Origin of the sequence: Pseudomonas sp. NFACC25, from assembly GCF_900100935.1 — a bacterium.
Classification (GTDB): Bacteria; Pseudomonadota; Gammaproteobacteria; order Pseudomonadales; family Pseudomonadaceae; genus Aquipseudomonas; species Aquipseudomonas marginalis.
Genome location: NZ_FMUC01000001.1, coordinates 340,906 through 360,128 on the forward strand (window position 1 = coordinate 340,906; position 19,223 = coordinate 360,128).

The following is a 19,223-nucleotide window of genomic DNA, read 5'->3' on the forward strand; positions in this document are numbered from 1 at the left end:
GCCGTCTGCCGGCTTAAGCCGGTACCCGATCTATCCGCCCTGAATAACACCCTTGCCTGGCGTTATGCACATGAATGTAGCTGACCTCGGGATTGGCCAACATCCGCTCAATCAAGGGCTCAATCACCAGCCCTTCCACGACATCTGCATCCACCATCATGCCTTCCTCGGAAAATGCCCGCAGGGACAGCAGCCGGATTCGCATCACCTCCGGCACCTGATTAACCGCGTCAAAAGCCTGCGTCGCCCCCTCGCGGATGAAAATCGCGTGCGACGCACGGTACGGCGAATGCGCCGGCTGGCTGACGTGATTGAGCAACAGCACGCTCTGCCCAACCTGCACGTCTTTCATCTCTATGCGGTCGGGAAAACCGGGGTGACGGTCGACTCGGTAACGCTTGATCCCTCGCGCGGCAAGCTCATCGTCGGGCAAACCAAACACACTGAGAAATGGATCGGGAGCAAGGCCCGTAATGCGGAAGTTCATGGTGGGCGCCTCTTAGGGTGAGCCCTATGAGACGAGCACCTGGACAGCGGGGGCTATCCGATTCTTGCGGTGATATTCACGGGCGGCTGGCTCGCTCGTAGCAAAGGTAGTCGTTCGAATCTGTGCCCACACAGACAAACCCGGCGCGCTCATACATCAGCCGGGCAGGGTTATCGGAACGTACGCTCAATCGCAACTTCAAGAAGTCATTCTGCCCAGCCGCCGCCACGTAAGCGTCCAGCAACGTCCGACCGATCCCCTGGCGTCGGTAAGCGTCACTGACGTTGATCGTACACAGCTCCGCAACCCCCTCCTCTGCCGTCCACAGCGAATAACCGGCGAACTGCCCGCCCACCATCGCGATCGTCAAGCGTTCGAAGTTATCGACCCAGCGCGTAAGGTGGCGCTCCAACTGGATCCGCCAGGCGGCTTCGTGGTCGGGCTCCCAGCGGCGGATGTAGTCCTGCTCTCCCCGATAGATCGACGTCAGATCAGTCACCGTCGCCGGCCTCAACGTCAGCGCGTTCACTCACGCAACTCACACACAGCGCTGCCCTTCATACCGGAGGCATGTACGCTCACGTGGCGCACGGAAAAACCGGGCTTGTCCACGAGCTTCCTCTCTTCCCAGGCCCCACCGCTGGCGACCTGATAACCAATGGCGCCGTCCGCCTGCCAGGTCAGGCGCAACGTATACACACCGCGTTGGTCGGGGGCCCGATGGAAGAAGGTGTCGATGACCGGCTTGGCTTTGTTGAAGGTGCGCAGTTGGAACAAGCGCTGGTCGCTGTCGGTGGGCGTGTAGCTGGAAAGAAACAGGGTGTCGTCCTCGGCAGCGTCCTCGGCCGCCGCAAGAATCACCGACGGCACCCACTTTTCGCCGCGGTCCTGGTTGTCGGTAGTGACCTTGCAGGTCAACTGGCCTGTTCCGGTGACGTTCTGGCGCAGAACGGTTTCATACATCCCATAGGGCACATCGAACGTCAGTGTTTTTTCGGTGACCTGGCCACAGCCTGCCAGCAGATACAGCGCCGATAGACCGATGGCTCCTTGGAGAATCTTCACGTGCTTTCCTTTGCTTGGGGGGAATGTTTGGAGAAAAGAGGGTACCCGGCCTGCTGATAAAAGATAAGGCGGTTGTGGTGAATCGGTCCTTTCTGTGGGAAGCGGGCTTACTCTGCACTGGCTGGTTTTGGGGCTGCTTCGCAGCCCAACGCGAGCAAGCTCGCTCACCACAGAGGAATGGGTGATCCTTAAAGAGGCGCCTATACAGTTATGCCTGTTCGCCATCAATGCACTGAGTGATCCACTGCCGGCTATAGGCCAACACCCCATCCGCCATCGCCACCGGAAAATGAATAAACCCATGGGCCGACTCCGGCAGCAGTTGTGCTTCAGCACTGGGCCACCGCTCGGCAATCAGCAGCGTGTCATCCTTAAGCGGGTCCAATTCCCCGACAAACATCAACGCCGGGGGCAGCCCTTCAAAATCGCCATACAACGGCGACAACGGCGGCTGTCGGCGCTCATCATCACTCAGCCCCGGCGTGAGCATCCGCAACGCCGCCACCATCCCCGGCCCGTCCAGCAGCAACGTTTCAGGCCCGGCCGCGCGTACGCTCGGTGTACCGGCCAGGTCATAAACGCCGTAGTACAGCACCGCGCCGCTTATGCGCTTGAGCAGTTCCGGCCATTGCTTGAGCGCCAGCAATGTCGCCGCCGCCAGATGCCCACCGGCCGATTCACCGACGACGATCACCGGCAGCCCGGCAAACTCATCATCCGTGAGCAACCAACGTGCGGCGTTCAGGCAGTCTTCCATCAAGCCTTCAACCGGCGTATCCACCGCCAACCGATAATCCACCGACACCACCGCCACGTCGCACGCCTGCAGCATGCCCAGGTTGAGGTCGTCATCCATCTGCGCATTGCCGATCACCCAGCCGCCGCCGTGGATATCCAGCACCACGCCCTTGGGCTTGCCGCTCGGCCGCAGGATGCGCACCGGGACGTGGTCGACAATCCGGCTTTCAGCCGGTATGGCACGCTTGAGCGTTTGACTGACGCGCAACAGCGCCTGGATCAAACGCGGCGTAACGCGATTGCGGATCTTGAAGCGCGGCAGCCAGGCGAGCTTCTGATTGAAGCGGCGCATCTGCGCCAGTTCCGCCTCGCTGACGGGCCACGGTTGGCGAGCCATCAGCGGTTATTACGCAGGATCGAGAAATTCAGCGCCGCCGCCACGCACAGCCACGCCAGGTACGGGAACAGGATCAACCCGGTGATCAGGTCCAGGCGCACGGCCAGTACCACCATCGCCGCCACGGTGATCCACACCAGCACGATGATCACCATCCCGGCCAGCAGGCGATGCGCGCCGAAAAACACCGGTGTCCACAAGGTATTCAGCGCAATTTGCGCGGCCCACAGCGCCAGCACCATTTGACTGCCGGGGATCAGGCTCAAGCGATAGCCGGCCCAGGCCAGCAGCAGGTAGATGATCGTCCAGGCCACCGGGAACAGCCAATTGGGTGGGGTGAAGCTGGGTTTGACGAGGGATTCATACCAGGCGCCGGGTTTGAAAATGACGCCGGTACTGGCGGCGGCGGCGCAGGCAAGCAGGAAGATAAAGAAGGTCATCGTCTGTCCTTGGCGGGAGTGATTTGAAGCTTGGACGTGCGACACCTACCTAAAAGTTCAGCGCCAATTCATTCCGGTATCTCCAACCCGACAATCCTCAGCCAGGGCCACCGCGCCTGATAACTGCGCGCCTTCTGCTCAAACAACGCCTGCTCCGGATGCAGTGGATTAATCCGCAAAATCCCCAGTTCCACATCCTCCAACCCATACGGCGCATACACCTGGCCCGTGGCAATCTCCAAGCCGATGCACGTACCGGCCACCAGATAACGGTCGACCCCGTCGCGCGCCGACTGCAACTGCGGGTAAGGCCGACCAAAGCGCTGAGCGTACCAAAGGTGCACCCGCGCCTGGTTCTTGACCTCGACATTCACGCCAAGGTCTTTGAACAGCTCATCCGCCGCACGAATTACCGCATCCTCCGCCTCGTAGGACAGGTCGGTGTCGAAGTAAAAAACGTCGTAATCCTTCACGCCCTGATCAGCCGGCAGATTCGCCTGATGATTCCACACCGCCTGGAACAGGCAGCCCGCCGTGAGCATGCACTGGTCCACACCAAGGTCAGGCAGGCGCGCAGTGATTTCGGCGTTGATGGGGTTGGCCATGGCCAGTTCGAGCAGGGTGTCGACGGTCAATGTCATGGGGGCTCCTTCATCATCGGTACGGTCCTGGGGAGCAACGGTACAACATTGAGCGCTGGCGCCGCTTCTTCACGTCATCAAAATTCGCTAAGGTGCCGCGATGCCCTGCCCTCACCGAGACCGCCCGCCTTGGCTGACTCCCCTGCAGATCGACGCGAAAGCCCCTGGTCAGTGTTCCTGATTTTCCTGCGCCTGGGCCTTACCTCCTTTGGCGGCCCGATTGCGCACCTGGGTTATTTCCGGGACGCGTTCGTGACCCGGCGACGCTGGCTGAGCGAGCGCAGTTACGCGGATTTGGTCGCACTGTGCCAATTCCTGCCCGGCCCCGCCAGCAGCCAGGTCGGCATCGCCCTCGGCCTGTCGCGCGCGGGGTACGGCGGCGCATTGGCGGCGTGGCTCGGGTTTACCTTGCCGTCCGCCGTGGTGCTGATCCTGTTGGCCTTGGGCATCACCCGGCACAGCACCGCCATCCCTCCCGGCGCGTTGCATGGCCTTAAAGTGGTGGCCGTCGCCGTGGTCGCCCAGGCCGTGTGGGGCATGGCGCGCAACCTGTGCACCAACGCCCCGCGCGTGGCCGTGATGCTGCTCGCCGCTTGCGTGGCCCTGCTGCAAACATCGGCGTGGGGCCAGGTCGGCGTGATCCTCATCGCGGGCATGGCCGGCCTGCTGCTGTTCAAGCCCGCACCGCCCACCGCACACGACGCCCTGCCCGTGACCATCAGCCGTCGCGCCGGGGCGCTATGGCTGTCGCTGTTTGGGCTGTTGCTGGCCAGTCTGCCGATTCTCGCCCAGTGGCTGCCCACCCCAACCCTGGCCGTGACCGACGCCTTCTACCGCACCGGCGCGCTGGTATTCGGCGGCGGCCACGTGGTGCTGCCCTTGCTGCAAGCCGAAGTCGTGCCCCGCCACTGGGTGAGCAACGATGTGTTCCTCGCCGGCTACGGCGCCGTCCAAGCCATGCCCGGCCCGTTGTTCACCTTCGCCGCCTTCCTCGGCGCCTCGATGACCCAAGCGCCGAACGGCTGGCTCGGTGGCCTGCTCTGCCTGCTGGCGATCTTCACACCGTCGTTTTTACTGGTGCTGGGCGCGCTGCCCTTCTGGGAAAGCCTGCGCCGCAGCCCGCGCACCCAAGCCGCGCTGGCGGGCGTGAACGCGGCGGTGGTCGGCCTGTTGCTGGCGGCGCTGTACCAGCCGGTGTGGACCAGCGCCATCTTCACCGCCCAGGACGTCGCCCTGGCGCTGATTGGCCTGGTGTCGCTGATGGTGTGGAAACTGCCACCGTGGCTGGTGGTTGTAGGAAGCGGCGCGGCGGGATGGTTATTAAGTCTTACGGTGTGAGCCGCCCAGCCACCGCACCGTGCTCCGGCTGATGATCAGCCTTTCAACTCACCCGCCCGATGACCCGCCGCATCGTCGTAAGCCACATACAACGACTCGGCGATTTGGCTTTTGATAGCCTTGGTGGACTCCAGTCCCAACACAAAACCTTCCGCCTTACCGCCGGCACGGTTGAGTTCTTCGGGGGTGGACGCGCCGGTGATGGCGTCAAGCAGCTTGATGGCGTGAGGGCCTACACCCTTGGGAAGGCTGATTTGGTCGATGGACATGGGCGATACCTTGAAAGAGAGAGATCGGTAGCGCGTGGAACCACTGCCGGGGGTGGCATGGTAGACCGTTATACGCCGCAAGGGGCTGTTTTCCGGGTGAGCCTGATGCCCCCTTTAAACTCAAGACGCCTTCACCATGTCATTTAGCTATCATGCATCACCCCGGCCTCGCGTCATCGCGCGGGCCCCGCACACTTCATCCAACAAAGACCAGGGACAGGCAATGCCGCCATTCAAGACACTGCTCGCCGCCAGCCTGCTGCTGCTCGCGTTCATGCCGGCCACCGCCAGCGCCGGGCTCTACAGTTCCGATAAAAACAACTTCGGCACCCTGAAAACCAGCCTCACCGACGCAAGCAAGTACCGCTACGCCACGCTGGTGTCTACCACGGTCGGTGGTGACAACTTTGAAACCCTGCACCGGCTTGCCCGGATCTACGCCGACATCCTGGAAAAGGACATGGGCGTTCCCGTCAGCCTGTACGACACCGACGCCCTGCAGCTGAAAAACATCGAAAACTACCGCACTTCGGCCATCGAACAGATCCAAGACAAAAACTTTAACGCCACAGTGCAGACCTGCGCGGTCGCCAGCACCTTCCTGTACCCGTCCACGGTCTCAAACCTGCTGCGCATCATGGCTCCCGACATGGTCATCACCCGCAACGACCCCGCCGTGCATGCGCAATTGGTCGATGTGTCCAAGCACTTCCTGGCGCAGGACCTGGGTGTGTTGATGAAAATGTGCGAGGCCGCCCCTTCACGCCAGCAAGTCGGTGCGTTCAAGGCGTTTTTGGAAGCGCTGCAAAAAGAACAACCCTACATTGCCAGCACCGCACGCCTCAGCCAGCATCGCGTGCAGGCCAACGCCGAACAAACCAGCGAAGACGCCCGACGCGCAGAGATCGACCGGCAGGCATGGGCGCGCAAGGCCGAGCAAGATAAGGCCTACCAAGCCGCCGAAGACGCCCGCGACGCAAAAAGCCTCGCCGACCAAGCCGCCGTCCGCGAGGAAAAACGACTCAAGGCCCAACGCGACGAAGCCGCCCGCCAACAAGCCCTGGCCGCCCGCACGCCCGAGCAAGTGAATTGGGATAACCAACGCAACGAAGACGTGCAGCAATGCTACAAATATTCCGCCATGAACAAAGTCGCCACCGACGCCAACAACCAAGGCTTTTCCATCGAAAAAGCCGAGCAATACCTGGTGGATGCCAGGGGCCTCAAAGGCCAGGATGCCCAAGATATGCGGAGCATCATCCGAGTGGTGCGCTTGACTCACGCCAACGACACACCGAACCAAGCCTTCACAACTGAATACGACCGCTGCCTGGCGCTACGGGCCAAGAAGCATGCGGCAGCTGCAGCGAACTGACCAAGGCAAACGCTCCCCCCTGTGGCGAGGGAGCTTGCTCCCGTTGGGCTGCGCAGCAGCCCCCCAACCATTCGCAGCACAGATGAACAACAGAGCCTGGCCACCCCGTGCACATTCGCCCCTAAGCGGGTGTTCCAATTACGGCATGGAAATCCTGTACTCCGCGAGCTTGGCCTTGTTCTCCTGCTCCAGGTACTTCTTGTCGACGATCTGCGAGAACTTCATGAAGTCGGCCTTGGCGTCTTCCCTGTTGCCCAAATGGTCGTACGCGATCCCGCGCGCATAATAGGCCCAGGCGTAGTCCGGCTGGCGCTGAAGGCCGGTACTGAATGCTTCGGCGGCCTCCCGGTACTGACCCAGGTCTGTCAGTGCGAGGCCCAGATGATAGTAGGTCGGCATATTGAAGCCGGCCCCCTTTCCTGCTTCTCCCATTCCGTTGTCAAGGTTGTACTGCACGAGCTCAAGGGCTTTTTTCGGGTTACCCGCGGCGCGATACATGGCGCTCAAGTCCAGGTAGGCGCGCGGCTCAGGCTTGACCACCAGTTGCATGGATTTCTCCTTGGCGGCCAAGGCTTCGGGAAAGCGCTTGAGGTTGAGGTAGGCGTCGGCCTGCACCGCATAAATCAAACTATGCAGCGAGGCAGGCAGCGTAGCTTTCTGCAGGCATAGATCACCTTCCTGCAGCACCAGGGGGTAGTTTTCGGCTTTGGACGCCTTTAACTGGTTGGCGCAGTGGGCAAGGTTGGCTTTTTGCGGGTTCTGCATCCCTGCACAACCGGTGAGGAAGGCGGAGCAGGCAATCAGTGCGAGCCAGCGAGTATTCATGATCAGCATCCTTGTCAGTCGAGCAGATGAGCGTTGAGGTCAGGGCGATAGACCTGCAGGAGCGGCGCGGTCACGGTGCCTTGCAGCGAGCAGAACACGGTGGTGTGTCCCACGAGCGACGGGGACGTGTCGCCCGCGTCGACCATCAGCACACGGTCTACGAAACCAAACGGCGTAGCGACGCCGGGACCGGTCAGCCCTTCGGTGCGCCATTGGCCGATCGGGTCACCGACACGGCGGATTTCGGCGCGGGTAATGGCTTTGCCCTGACTGACAAAACGGGCGTTATCAACGATCAGCGGCTTGAGCTTTGCAGCCACCTCTTGCGGCGAGCCATCGGCTACAAAACCCCAGAACAGAAAATTGCCGACGTCCTTGATGGTTTGGGCCTGGTTGTAATAGCCGACCATACGCACGCCGTTAACGATCAGGGGCGTTTCGAAGTGTTGGTAAGTGCCACCTTCCTGCAGCGGGCTCATGATGGTCGGTGCCTTGACCGAACCGTAGTCACTCAGGCGCAAGGTACCTGCTGGTAAGCGCGCATCGCGCAGGCTCTCGAAGAAATGCGCATCGCAACGAGAGAACTCGGTCAGCAGTTGTTCGGGCGTGGTGACGGCACGGGCGTGGGCAGTGCAGGCGACGGCGAGCAATGCAACGCCGGAAAAAAGAGAGCGGAACATTAAAATCATCCGTGAAGTGGGAACAACAGCTGTCGGCGGGTGAGTGGGAAACTTTAGCAATACGGGCCTGCCGGAGAATACCCCTGTGCGGCTGGTCCGGCCCTGCCCGGCATAAGCTATCCTGCGCTGCGACATGCACCGCCTGTCACAGACTTTCGAGCAACCTTAAAAACGGCGCACCAGGAGAGCTGCATGTTGATAGGCCATCGCTTCGAGCGCACCGCCCAGGGTGACCTGCACATCCACTCGCGCAATCGGGTGCAAAGCGCATTCGTGCTGCTGACCGGCGCAATGGCCTTCATCCTGCCGCTGGCCTTCGTCGTGTTGGGGTTCAGCGCTGAAAATGCGTCGATGGCGGACCTGGACCCACTGTCCTCGCTGCTGATCGTGCTCGGCCTGCTGCTGATTCCTGCCCTTGGCCTGCTGCTGATGGTGTACACCGGCACCCGCGAAACCTTGCTGTTATCGCGGCACAACGGTGAAGGCACGCGCCGCACCCGTAACTTTTTCGGCGGCCGCGAACGGGTGCAGTCGGTGTTCAGCATCAATGCCCCCCATGCCCTCGAACTTCGCCGCCGCCCACAGGCCGAGCCGGTCTATACCCAGCTGTGGCTGGTGATGCGCGATGGCAGCGAGCAGCGTTTGACCACCGACAACGTGCCGGTGGTGCCGGGCAGTCAACGCACCGACAGGTGGCTGCGTGAGCTGGCCGGCTACCTGAACCTGCCGGTACCCACCGAGGTCGTGGTCGATCCGGCGGCCAGGGCGACCGCCTATAGGCCCGCCCCCGCCCACGACAGAGCGGCAAAGGGGGTCAAGCCGAAGGGGAAAGAGCTCACCTCTTCACACGAATCGAGCGAGAAACTCGGCCTTCCCGCCCGCGCCCTGCTCACCCTGCTGGGAGCGTTCCTGGCGGTGCTGGAGTTGACTCACGTGATCGCATTGATGCGTGCGCTGTTGACCGGACGGCTGCGGGTCAGCGGGCTTCGAACGGGGTCGACAAGTTTTTACTGGGCTGAGCAACCGATGGTTTTTTCATTCAACCTGCTTGTCGGCATCGCCGAGGTGCTGATTATCGGGTTGATCGCCTGGGGTTGCCTGCGCACGGCGATACTGGGCCGACTTAAAGCCAATCCCTGAGCGCCGCCCTACGACACAAGATCGCTCTTTTATGGTTTTGACTGCGGTTGCGCCATCTGCCGACCTGTCAACATTCACAGTATCCGCCACGGCTGTCAGCGTTCAGAGTAAAGACTACTCAGCCGAGGAGTTCGCCATGCACATCTCCAGCTCGAACCTGGTGTCCATCCGCGCAGCATCGATGATTTTGCTGTGGCCTGCGGTACTGTTCAACCTTGCAGCCTGTACATCGAGTTCCAATACCAACACGGCCGGCAGTATGTGCCCGGGTATCGGGAACATCCACCAGACCAAAGAGTTAAAAGGCTATAGTTACACCGCACTTTCACCCGGCAGCGGATGGAAAGGTGAGAACCCCTATGCACAAGAGCACTACCTCAAGGGAATGAAGTTTGAATCGGCCGCTATTCGCACTGCGCAGCAACGCGAAGGCCAGCCCGAATATTATTTCGTAGCCTGTGACTACGAGGGGCCGGAGCAGTTGGCGTTTTTGAGAATGTCCCAGCGTTTCCCTGTACGACCTCGCGCGGTCGGCCCAAATTGGACGGCAGACGACTTCTGCCGGGCTGGTTCGGTGGACGGTTGCCAATTCACGATATTCACCGAAGTGCCGTGATAGATCTTCGCCGTAAGCTGATGCCCTAAAGCATGCACGCTGCTAATCTCAGGCATTTGGCCCCTGCAGACTCTCTATGCCCCTGACCCATCGCGAAACCGCCCGCCTCGACCGCTGCCTCATCGCCGCCCTCACCGACGCCTGCGAAACCGCCAAGACTGAAATCCCCGGCTTCGATTGGCTGACCCACACCGTCGACTACAACGCCTTCCCCCAAAGCCTGCGGGTGATCTGGGTGTTCGACAGCCGCGCCAGCAAGGAGCACGCCCTCTCGACCGGGGCAGACACACGCATGCGAGAGCTGACTGCCGCCGCACTCAACGATGCGGACGTGCGCGGCGCGCCCATGGAGCGCTGCGTACACTTCGACTCCGAGGAAGAATGCCGCCTGCGCCATGACGGCGATTGGCGCGTGCGCCTGGCCAAGGTGCATACGGCCAAGGTGTGAGTGCGCGTCTTCCTGGCGCCGGTTGTACCAGTGGGCATGGCATCTGCGGGCTTTCGCGATGGTTGCTGCACGGCTGCATTTTTACCCCACCAGGCAGGTCACGCCTGCGTACTGAACCGCTGCACTCCACGCCGCTCATACATCGCCGCTTCCGTCGCTTGCGTCGCCCGCTCGCCTTTGTATTGCAGTTGTTGGATAAAAGTCCGGTCCTTGGCCCCCTTGATGTCCGATGGGTCGTGATCCGTGAGTAGAGGCGCCAGATCAAGGGTCTTGGCGAAGTTTTCGTTAGTCAGGCTGTAAAACCCCAGGCCCGACCAGACGGAATCGGCGTCCACCGTGTCGATGGCGGCATTCCGGTAGGCAATGGCTGCGCTTTTCAGGCCCAGGGATCGGTTGAGCAAATCCGTCAGCCGCTGGGTATCCGAGCGGCTGAGCTGGCTGGCCGAATCCAGCACTTTCAGACGGCCATCGGCTTCGACGGTGAAGCCGTATTTTTTGCCGGCCAAGTCGGGAGCGGTGGCCGACAGCGCTGACTCGAATGACTTGAAGGAAGCCTTCAGCGTACTGAACGCCCCGTTGAAGATTTCAGCGCGGCGAGGAAAGTCTCGCGACTGGGTACGACCGACCCAGGTGTCGACCACCTCCAGCGGTTCCAAGGGGGCGCTGGCTGATCCACTGGGATGGTAGACGGCTGCCGGGGCGGCGTTGGCCAACGCGTCTTTCGCGGCGTCCGTCAGGGGCTGGGCCACGAGTTTCTGCTCGGAAGGTGCGAGGCTGACATTGGCCGGCGGGAGATAGGCAGCGCTGACGGAAAGAGCCATTTAATCGGTCCATGATTGGCGGGTTCATACAGGTTATCGACGGTAAAGGGTCGAGCTTTAGGCGGCCAACCTGCAGGATCGTACAAGCCAGGCGCTCCGCGGCCTCGATAGTCTGGCCGTCTTACCTACCAGAGGATGGATCATGGCTACGTCACAGCACTCGGCACAACCGGTAAACCTCGCGCAAAAGGCATCGCTCATCGACGCGCAGTGGAGCCCCAGGGTCGTCGCTGAGATGAACGACTACCAGTTCAAGGTGGTGCGCATCGAAGGGGAGTTCATCTGGCACTCGCACCCGGAAACCGACGAAGCATTCCTGGTGCTCGAAGGGACGCTGCGTATCGATCTGCCGGAAGGCCCGGTGTACGTGGCGGCGGGCGAGTTGTATGTGGTCCCGCGTGGCATGGAACATCGGACCGCCGCCGAGGGTGAGGCGAAGCTGATGATGATTGAGCCTCGAGGCATCTTGAATACCGGCCATGAAGGCGGCGAACGTACTGCAACAAACGATCTTTGGATCTGAAAAAATCGCGCGCCTCATGGGGCTCGATCATTGAGTCGAGCCTTTAGCGGGTAATTTCTGGATAATGCCCAGCTCCCGCCCCCGATACGGACATCCCGCTCGATGAAGTTGCCCACCGCCGCCGCCCTCCTCCTCGCCTCTGCGCTGCTGCCTTCCATCGCCCACGCCGACGACGCCGCGCTGACCGACACGCTCAAGGCCTTCACCCGCTGCGACGCGACGTTCTTCAGCCGCCTGAACAGCCACCGCGACGCCTGGCAGGCCTACGCACCGCTCAAGCAGGACAAAGACTTCGCGTGGATCGCGGTGGTCAACCGCGCGGACCGCAAGGCTAACGCGGTGCCGGTCAGCACGCCGCCCATCGCCGGCTTGAAGCTGTTGTCGTACGCCGACGAGGCCACCGACCTCGGCAACCTGGGGCTCTACTATTACTGGGGCTTTGTTGTGCAAGGCAACATCGACGAGGTTGCCCAACGCCTTGCCCCGCTGCTCGACCAACCGGCTCGCCTGCAAAAAGGCGACGGCGCCTACATCCGTAGCGAGCTCAAGGTCGGCGACCGCTGGCAGGCCATCAAGCCACGGCCCGGCACCGCGCCAGGCACCCGCGAAGTCGAGCGCGTACTGCTGGTAGAGCCCGAGGGCAGCGACGGCACGCAATCGCGCATCAGTTGTTCGTTGCAGGGTGGTGTCGATGCGGCGCTGCTGGCCTGGTCGCGTCCGGACATCCAACCGGTGGACTACCCGCGCACTATCGTGGAACCAAGCATCAACGACGTCGCCGTCCCCGCCAGCGTGCTCCAGCGCCTCGACTCGGCCCTGCTGCAGCCGAAGTTCAAGACGTTGAGCTACACGTACCTGTCGAAAAAAAGCGATGGCAGCAACGACAGCCCCACCTCGGTGACCTTTACGGCGGTGGGTGGCTTGCTGAACAAGAATGAGATCTACAGCGACACCTTCCATGTCGAGCGCCTGGTACAGGCGGACCTGATCCAGTTGAAGTCGAAGATGAACGGCGTGGGCGACGGCCAGGTGCTGCTGACCCGCGAAGCCGAGCTGAGTATTCCGAGCAGTTGGACGCCTGGCCAGACGCTGAGCGCCAACCTGCACATGGCGAACGTGCCCGGCAAACCGACCGATACCCCACTCGAGACCTTTGTGAGCTGCAAGGTCGGCCAGCGCTTCCCGGCCCGACAGGTGTTTGCCTCGTTGACCGGCGACGCCATCAAGCTGGAGTGCGAGCAAGGCGACTACAAGACCTCGCGCGCGTTTATCGAAGACCTGGGCATTGCCCTGACGCTGGCAACGACCTCGAGCAAAATGCGCTCGGCGTATGAATACACGGCGTTCGAGGTGGTGCGTTAATCGGCAAAAAGGAGGTATGCCATGGAACTGAAATTCAGCCACGTCGATGTACTGGTCGAAAACCTAGAGGACGCCTGCGCGTACTACGCACAGGTGCTCAACGCGCGCATCTCCAAGACCTTCGTCTGGGAACGCGGCGGCCTGCATGTGCGCTACGCAGTGGCGTTGATGGGGCGAGAGCGGTTCATGCTGGTCCAGCCGATCGCAGGCAACCTCAGGGCGCTGTTGGACACCCATGGCGAAGGCATGATTTACCGCCACTGCTATTCGACGCCGGACATCGAGCAGGCCTATGACGAATTGATCGCGTCGGGTGTACAACCCGAAGATGAAAACGGCCAGCCCCTGGCATGGGAGAACCTGCAAACGCCGTCCGGTGGACGGATTATCTGGTTGCCGAAGCGCTTTGGGAATTTCTCTATCGAGATTCTGGAGGAACACTGGCTGGAGGCCTTTATCCTGGAAGCATTTGCCGATTCGGGGCACTCTGCACCCGCCTAGCAGTCTGTTCCTACACACCCCATGCCCCGCGGAGTTCCCATGATCATTGTCCATCACCTCAACAACTCACGTTCGCAGCGCATTCTGTGGCTGCTGGAAGAGCTTGGCCTGCCGTACGAGATCAAGCGCTACCAGCGCGACCCGAAAACCAACCTTGCGCCGCCGGAACTCAAGGCGATCAATGCGCTGGGTAAATCCCCGGTGATCGAAGACGGCGCCAACGTGGTGATCGAGTCCGGCGCCATCGTCGACTACCTGATCCGCCGACATGGCGATGGCCGCCTGCAGCCGGACCCGGCCACGGCCGCCTACGACCAGTACGTGCAATGGCTGCACTTCGCCGAAGGCTCGGCCATGCTGCCGCTGATGCTTAACCTGTATGTGGGCCGCCTGGGTGAAGCCGGTGCGCCGCTGCACCCGCGGATCGAATCGGAAGTGGCCAATTACCTCGGTTACCTCAACGAGGCGCTGGCACACACGCCGTATCTGCTGGGGGATGACGTGAGCGGCGCGGACATCCAGATGAGCTTTATCGGCGAAATCGCCAAGGCCCAGGGCAAGCTGGCGGCGTACCCGCACCTGGCGGCGTGGGTACAGCGGTTCCAGGCACGCCCGGCTTATCGCCAGGCGCTGGAACAGGGTGGGGAGTATGCGTTTGCCAAGTGAGTAGCTTGCCCTCGACTGCGTGACAGAGGCTAAGGCGCCGCCATCTGCCACAGCGAAGCGCCCACGCCGGTGATGCTCTCTCCCGCAATCAACCCCGCCGCTGCGGTAATCGCAAACCGCTCGGTGAGGCTCGGCCAGCGGCAGCTCACCAGCCAGGTGAGCACCGCACCCAGGGCCATCATCAGCGACACCGAAGCTGGCAGCACAAACGCCAGCCCCAACGCGGCAGCACTGGGCAGGTAGCGGGCGCGATGGGCGGGTAACAGGCTGTCGAGTACGCCCAGCAACACCCCGGCCAGCCCTGCGATACCGATCGCCCAGCGAATGCTCGCCGACAATGAATCCAGCCCATGGGTGAGGGTTTGCGCCACGGCTTTCCAGGTCGCGACCGCCGGCGCCGGCCATTCCTCGGTGAGCAACATCGAATGCGGATCAGGAATCAGCGCCAGGTACGCGAACACCCCGACGATGCTGCCAATGAAAATCCCCAGGATCTGCGCGATCACTTGCTTGTGAGGCGTGGCACCAATGGCCTTGCCGACCTTGAAGTCGTTCATCAGGTCGGTGCACTGCCCGGCCGAGCCGCCAGCGGTGTTGGCGCTCATCAGGTTGATCGGCACCTGCCCCGGCGCGACGATACCGAAGCTCAGCTGGGACAACTGCCCGATGGCGCCAATCGGCGGAATACCGGTGGCGCCCACCACACGGGCAGCGACGGCCGCCAGGCAGATCGCCAGGGGGATGGTCAGCAACGCCATCCACAGGTTGATGCCGAACAACAGTGCCTGCAGGCTCACCACCAATACGATCGACAGCACAAAACCGGCGGCCGGCCCGGGTTTGGGTACGCTCCAGGCTTGCCCGCCGGCCGACTTGGTCGAGGTGTATAACGCCCACAGACGAATCGTCAGCGACGCCAAGGTCGAGCACACCATCAGGCTCACTCCCGGCCACAGCAACCACTCCACCAACGCCGCAAATTGCGGGCCGCTGCTGCCGGCCGGCAAGCTCACCAGGCCTTGCGCCAGCAACCACGGGCCCAGGCCGCCCCAGGCGAGCAAGGCGCCGAGCAGCAGGGTCAGGCCGACACGAATGCCGATAATGCCGCCAAACCCCAGCAGCAACAGCGAGGGGTCGGCAGTGAAGGTCAGGCGCTCCAACTGGGCGGTTGGCGACCAACGCGGGAAGGCCCACACAAAGGTGTCCACCCACTTCATCAGCCCGGACAGCAACGCCGCACTGAGCAGCACCTTCAAGCGCGTCGCCGCTTCGCGCCCATGGTTGTAGATATGCAGCAGGGTTTCCAGGGTGGCCATGCCTTCGGGAAACTTCAGCGCCTTGTCATTGAGCAACGAAGGCCGCAGGTACCAGGCGATCCAGATGCCCAGGAAACTCACCGAGAACACCCAGGCGATCATCGGCAGCGCATCCAGCTGGTTGCCGGTCAGCAGGGTATAGGCCGGGATCGGCGCCACCAGCCCACCGGAAATGATCGAAGCAGCGGCCGAGGCGACGGTCTGGTTGATATTGCTCTCATGCAGCGTCCACGGCAGCTGCTCCGACGACCGCCTCGCCAGGCCCTGCCAGATCGCATACCCCACCAGCAGGGCAATGATCGACATGTTGAACGACCAGCCGATCTTCAACCCGGCGTACACGTTCGAAGGGGTCAGCAGGATACCGAGCACGGTGCCGGTGATGACCGCGCGCAGGCTCAGTTCGCGTTCGACGGGGGGATGAAGGGGGACCGTTGATGAGGTGGCATGCATGCGGATTCCTTTCGGCAGGGGAACAGGACGACATAACAAGTGAGCCCCTCAAGGCCTGAAGGTTCCTACGCGGCAAGCGGGCACCGTTTTTTGATGAGCGGGCTTCAACCACTGCGCCATCAATTACTCAATCAGAGCCATGCAGCATCCCATAACGAATAATCCCCTACCTGCTCCACCAACCCGGCCCGCAAAGGGTTGGCAATGATGTAGCGAGCCATCTTGCGAACATCATCCTCCGCACGGACAGCCCTATCGTGATAACCGGATTGCCAGACACGCTCCTTGCTTTGACGACGCCGGTTGATGGTCAGCGTGCTACGCGACTTCATACGCCGCACCACGTCGGGCAAGGTCTTCCGCTTCAGCTCAAACAACCAGTGAATATGGTCAGGCATGATGACCCAGGCCAGAGAGTCGACCAATCCCAGCTCATGAACCTGCCGGAATTCGGCCACCAACAGACGACCCAGATAAAGGTCGGTGAATAGCTGCTGACGGTGATGCACGACAATGGTAATGAGGTAACTGCGTCCGTATTCAGAGTAACGACCGTGACGCAGGCGATGGGATTGGGGTGTGGGGCGCATTCCGATGCTCCTGGGGACCGTCCTGAAAAGCATTAACACTAGCGCGCCGTAGCTGGCGAGCCAGTGTCATCGGGTGACTGAATGTATCCGCCCGGAGTGACCTGGCTTTTTTGTGGTGAGCGGGCTTGCCCCGCGCTGGGCTGCGAAGCGGCCCCAAAAGCTGTGATCAGGATTTACCTGGAAAAACGCAGTGTTCTTGATGGGGCCGCTTCGCGGCCCAGCGCGGGGCAAGCCCGCTCACCACAGAAGCCCGCTCATCACAAAAAAGCCCGCTCACCACAGAAGCCCGCTCACCACAAAAAGTCCGTTCACCACTACGCGGGCGTACAACCCGTTCCCCCGGCCACCTCGCCATCGGCTTGTGCCTTGTCCAACAGTTGCTGCACCCACGGCCCGTTCCGGGGATTGACCACGCCATAGCGGTCCGGGGGGAAAAACGCCCAATGATGGGCGATTGCAGTAAGGCGCTTGAGCTCATCGGCCGCCAGCCAATACCCGGTGTCCAGCAAGGGCAGCGGTTCGCCGTCGAAACGTCGCCCCAGCATCAGGTTGGTGCCGGGGGCGAAGGTAAAGGCCAGGTCCTGGCAGGGTTGCAGTTGTTTGTCCGGTGCAGGCATGCGGCCGACTCGGTTGTACGTGAAGTCACCGGGGTATTCGTCCTTGAATACCAGCCAGTGGCCCGCCGTGGTCTTGGCGACGATCCACTGCGACACCCCGCTGCTCTGGGTGCGTTCGAGCTGGCCGTTTTTCCATTGCATCAGGGCGTTGCAGTCGGGATCGTAGTCCGAGGCCCACAGGCTGGTGCCCGACACCAGCCTGTGGCGCTCCAGCTCGACCACGCCCTGGTCCGGCATGGCCTGCCAGTAGCGCTTGATGGGATCGCGGGTATCACGCAGGTAGTTGCGCAGCCCCCAGGCCGCCGTAAAGACCACCGCCGCCAATACCTGCCAGGCAAACGTGTCGCCGATGACACGGTCCACGTCCAGCCCTGGCGCGAACGCGGCCCCGTACAGCCACACGCCCAGCATGAACACCAGGCTGGGCAGGAACACACCAAAGCACAGCGGCGGCAGCAGCACTTCGATCCAACTGAAGTGATGCCCGGCTGCATGCTCCCGTGCCCAGGCCTGCTCCTGGGCGAGCATCGGTGCCTGTTCGCGCGGGCCGATGCCGGGATCGGGGGCCTTGAAGCGCCAGTAAAGTGCGATGGGATCGTTATGCATGCCGCGCATCATGCCCTTGGCGCGGGCAGAGATACAGCGCCCCGACCGCCGATAAAACAATCATTGCCGAGATCCGCCCACAGTCATACGATGACTGATCACACCCATAACAATAAAGGATCACCTGTGAACAAACCCCTGCTCCTGGCCGCCGCTGTGGTCTGCGGCCTCAGTGCCCACGCCCACGCCGCCACGTTTGCGTACATCTCCAGCCCGGTTGACGGGCTGATTTCCCAGTACCGCCTCGACGAAAGTAACGGCGCCCTGAGCCTGGTCGAGCAAGTGACGGCCGGCGACCAGGTCAACCCCATGGCCCTCAGCCCCGACGGCAAGACCTTGTTCGCGGCGTTACGGGTCAAGCCGTTTCAGGTCCAGGGCTTCAGCATCGACCCGACAACCGGCCGCCTGACGCCGCAGTCCAAGGCGCCGCTGGCCGAAAGCATGGCGTACCTGGCCACCGACCGCGCCGGGCGCTATTTGCTCGCGGCGTCCTACGGTGCCGATACCCTCAGCGTCCAGCCCATCGACAAGCCTGAACCTATCCACACCTACAAGACCGGCCTGCATGCCCACTCGCTGCGCACCGACCCCAGCAATCGCTTTGCCTACGCCGGCAATCTGGGCACGGACCATGTGCTGCAATACCGCTTCGATGCCAACACCGGCGCACTCACCCCGATCGGAAGCGGCTTCGTGAGCGTGCCGGCCAATACCGGGCCTCGGCACCTGGCGTTTTCGGCCAACGGCAAGTACCTGTATGTGGTCGGTGAAATGAGCGGCACTGTCACCGCGTTTGCCATCGATGACAGTACCGGCGCGCTGACCCAGATTGGCGTGGCCAATGGCATTCCCGAGCGTTTGAAACTGGCCCATGGTGAAGTGCGTGACGCGCGCAACAATGACCTGAAAGACGACCCGACGCCGCGCATCTGGGCGGCCGACCTGCGCCTGTCGCCGGACGGCAAGCTGTTGCTGATGAGCGAGCGCACCAGCAGTTCGGTGTCGGCGTTTGCGGTGGATACCGCCACCGGCGGCCTGCGCTATGTCGACAACTACCCGGTCGAGGAGAAGCAGCCGCGCAATATCGCGTTCTCCCCCAACGGGCATTGGCTGCTGGTGACCGGCGAGAAAAGCGACAAGGTCGGCACCTATGCAGTCAGCGCCAGCGGTGCGTTGAAGCGGGTGGGGGAAGCGGCGTCGGGCAAGGGGGCGCTGTGGATTGAGGTGCTGCATACCTCGGCCAACTGACCTGAACCTGTGGGAGGGGACTTGCCCCCACCACAGGGTTGGATCTTGAGGGTTTACAGGC

Annotated in this window: 23 protein-coding genes; 10 read left to right on the top strand and 13 right to left on the bottom strand. The window is 62.0% G+C overall.

From position 1 onward, the window contains the following. Positions 1-13 precede the first annotated feature (13 nt). From BLQ09_RS01630 to BLQ09_RS01655, 6 genes are all read right to left on the bottom strand, one after another. A complete protein-coding gene (locus BLQ09_RS01630) occupies positions 14-487 on the bottom strand; it encodes a DUF1203 domain-containing protein (RefSeq protein WP_027604047.1) in 474 nt (157 codons plus the stop codon). A 76-nt stretch (positions 488-563) separates the two neighbouring features. After that, positions 564-1,016, bottom strand: a complete 453-nt coding sequence (locus BLQ09_RS01635; RefSeq protein WP_027604046.1) for a GNAT family N-acetyltransferase — start codon at positions 1,014-1,016, stop codon at positions 564-566. After that, positions 1,013-1,552, bottom strand: coding sequence for a hypothetical protein (locus BLQ09_RS01640; RefSeq protein ID WP_223841618.1), 540 nt, complete (start codon positions 1,550-1,552; stop codon positions 1,013-1,015). The genes BLQ09_RS01635 and BLQ09_RS01640 overlap by 4 nt, the downstream gene beginning before the upstream one ends. 208 nt (positions 1,553-1,760) lie before the next feature. Beyond that, positions 1,761-2,687: an alpha/beta hydrolase fold domain-containing protein gene (locus tag BLQ09_RS01645; protein WP_027604044.1), complete on the bottom strand. Its 927-nt coding sequence runs from the start codon at positions 2,685-2,687 to the stop codon at positions 1,761-1,763. Next, on the bottom strand, positions 2,687-3,127 hold the full coding sequence (locus tag BLQ09_RS01650) for a tryptophan-rich sensory protein TspO (protein ID WP_027604043.1): 441 nt from the start codon (positions 3,125-3,127) through the stop codon (positions 2,687-2,689). The genes BLQ09_RS01645 and BLQ09_RS01650 overlap by 1 nt, the downstream gene beginning before the upstream one ends. Before the next feature lie 68 nt (positions 3,128-3,195). Then, positions 3,196-3,768 carry a nucleotidyltransferase family protein gene (locus BLQ09_RS01655; protein WP_027604042.1) on the bottom strand — a complete coding sequence of 191 codons (573 nt, stop codon included), beginning with the start codon at positions 3,766-3,768 and terminating at the stop codon, positions 3,196-3,198. A gap of 129 nt (positions 3,769-3,897) precedes the next feature. Here BLQ09_RS01655 and chrA point away from each other — a divergent pair, with 129 nt between their 5' ends. Further along, on the top strand, positions 3,898-5,106 hold the full coding sequence (gene chrA, locus BLQ09_RS01660) for a chromate efflux transporter (RefSeq protein ID WP_092354942.1): 1,209 nt from the start codon (positions 3,898-3,900) through the stop codon (positions 5,104-5,106). A gap of 35 nt (positions 5,107-5,141) precedes the next feature. Here chrA and BLQ09_RS01665 read toward each other — a convergent pair whose 3' ends face one another. Further along, on the bottom strand, positions 5,142-5,375 hold the full coding sequence (locus tag BLQ09_RS01665) for a hypothetical protein (RefSeq protein ID WP_074847337.1): 234 nt from the start codon (positions 5,373-5,375) through the stop codon (positions 5,142-5,144). Positions 5,376-5,598: 223 nt separating this feature from the next. Here BLQ09_RS01665 and BLQ09_RS01670 point away from each other — a divergent pair, with 223 nt between their 5' ends. Continuing rightward, entirely contained in the window at positions 5,599-6,750 is a 1,152-nt protein-coding gene (locus BLQ09_RS01670) for a hypothetical protein (RefSeq protein ID WP_092354945.1), read from the top strand. A 138-nt stretch (positions 6,751-6,888) separates the two neighbouring features. Here the strand turns inward: BLQ09_RS01670 and BLQ09_RS01675 are convergent, their stop codons facing one another. Both BLQ09_RS01675 and BLQ09_RS01680 read right to left on the bottom strand, forming a co-directional pair. Then, positions 6,889-7,584 (bottom strand): tetratricopeptide repeat protein, encoded by a 696-nt coding sequence (locus tag BLQ09_RS01675; RefSeq protein WP_092354948.1) that lies wholly within the window; start codon positions 7,582-7,584, stop codon positions 6,889-6,891. A gap of 5 nt (positions 7,585-7,589) precedes the next feature. After that, complete coding sequence (locus BLQ09_RS01680) at positions 7,590-8,255, bottom strand: hypothetical protein (RefSeq protein ID WP_092354950.1); 666 nt, start codon at positions 8,253-8,255, stop codon at positions 7,590-7,592. Between the two features lie 192 nt (positions 8,256-8,447). On the opposite strand from BLQ09_RS01680, the gene BLQ09_RS01685 reads away from it, so the two are divergent. The 3 genes from BLQ09_RS01685 (at position 8,448) to BLQ09_RS01695 (ending at position 10,459) form a co-directional block, all read left to right on the top strand. Then, on the top strand, positions 8,448-9,395 hold the full coding sequence (locus BLQ09_RS01685) for a hypothetical protein (RefSeq protein ID WP_092354953.1): 948 nt from the start codon (positions 8,448-8,450) through the stop codon (positions 9,393-9,395). Between the two features lie 136 nt (positions 9,396-9,531). After that, positions 9,532-10,011 (top strand): DUF3757 domain-containing protein, encoded by a 480-nt coding sequence (locus BLQ09_RS01690; protein ID WP_158277077.1) that lies wholly within the window; start codon positions 9,532-9,534, stop codon positions 10,009-10,011. Positions 10,012-10,087: 76 nt separating this feature from the next. Beyond that, positions 10,088-10,459, top strand: a complete 372-nt coding sequence (locus BLQ09_RS01695; protein ID WP_027604037.1) for a hypothetical protein — start codon at positions 10,088-10,090, stop codon at positions 10,457-10,459. A gap of 98 nt (positions 10,460-10,557) precedes the next feature. On the opposite strand, the gene BLQ09_RS01700 is transcribed toward BLQ09_RS01695, so the two are convergent. Beyond that, complete coding sequence (locus BLQ09_RS01700; protein ID WP_092354956.1) at positions 10,558-11,280, bottom strand: hypothetical protein; 723 nt, start codon at positions 11,278-11,280, stop codon at positions 10,558-10,560. A 142-nt stretch (positions 11,281-11,422) separates the two neighbouring features. Between BLQ09_RS01700 and BLQ09_RS01705 the strand changes: the two genes are divergently transcribed. From BLQ09_RS01705 to BLQ09_RS01720, 4 genes are all read left to right on the top strand, one after another. Further along, on the top strand, positions 11,423-11,803 hold the full coding sequence (locus BLQ09_RS01705; protein WP_092354959.1) for a cupin domain-containing protein: 381 nt from the start codon (positions 11,423-11,425) through the stop codon (positions 11,801-11,803). A 102-nt stretch (positions 11,804-11,905) separates the two neighbouring features. Continuing rightward, positions 11,906-13,165 carry a hypothetical protein gene (locus tag BLQ09_RS01710; RefSeq protein ID WP_092354962.1) on the top strand — a complete coding sequence of 420 codons (1,260 nt, stop codon included), beginning with the start codon at positions 11,906-11,908 and terminating at the stop codon, positions 13,163-13,165. A 21-nt stretch (positions 13,166-13,186) separates the two neighbouring features. Further along, the gene (locus BLQ09_RS01715) at positions 13,187-13,666 is read left to right on the top strand and encodes a VOC family protein (RefSeq protein ID WP_092354965.1); all 480 of its coding nucleotides are present in this window, start codon (positions 13,187-13,189) and stop codon (positions 13,664-13,666) included. Positions 13,667-13,705: 39 nt separating this feature from the next. Next, a complete protein-coding gene (locus BLQ09_RS01720) occupies positions 13,706-14,332 on the top strand; it encodes a glutathione S-transferase family protein (protein ID WP_027604033.1) in 627 nt (208 codons plus the stop codon). A 29-nt stretch (positions 14,333-14,361) separates the two neighbouring features. Here the strand turns inward: BLQ09_RS01720 and BLQ09_RS01725 are convergent, their stop codons facing one another. The 3 genes from BLQ09_RS01725 to BLQ09_RS01735 form a co-directional block, all read right to left on the bottom strand. After that, positions 14,362-16,101, bottom strand: a complete 1,740-nt coding sequence (locus tag BLQ09_RS01725; protein WP_092354968.1) for an OPT family oligopeptide transporter — start codon at positions 16,099-16,101, stop codon at positions 14,362-14,364. 131 nt (positions 16,102-16,232) lie between these two features. Continuing rightward, positions 16,233-16,691: an REP-associated tyrosine transposase gene (locus BLQ09_RS01730; protein ID WP_092354971.1), complete on the bottom strand. Its 459-nt coding sequence runs from the start codon at positions 16,689-16,691 to the stop codon at positions 16,233-16,235. 314 nt (positions 16,692-17,005) lie between these two features. Then, positions 17,006-17,914: a hypothetical protein gene (locus BLQ09_RS01735; RefSeq protein ID WP_256221100.1), complete on the bottom strand. Its 909-nt coding sequence runs from the start codon at positions 17,912-17,914 to the stop codon at positions 17,006-17,008. 126 nt (positions 17,915-18,040) lie between these two features. On the opposite strand from BLQ09_RS01735, the gene BLQ09_RS01740 reads away from it, so the two are divergent. Beyond that, entirely contained in the window at positions 18,041-19,162 is a 1,122-nt protein-coding gene (locus BLQ09_RS01740; protein WP_027604030.1) for a lactonase family protein, read from the top strand. Positions 19,163-19,223 lie beyond the last annotated feature (61 nt).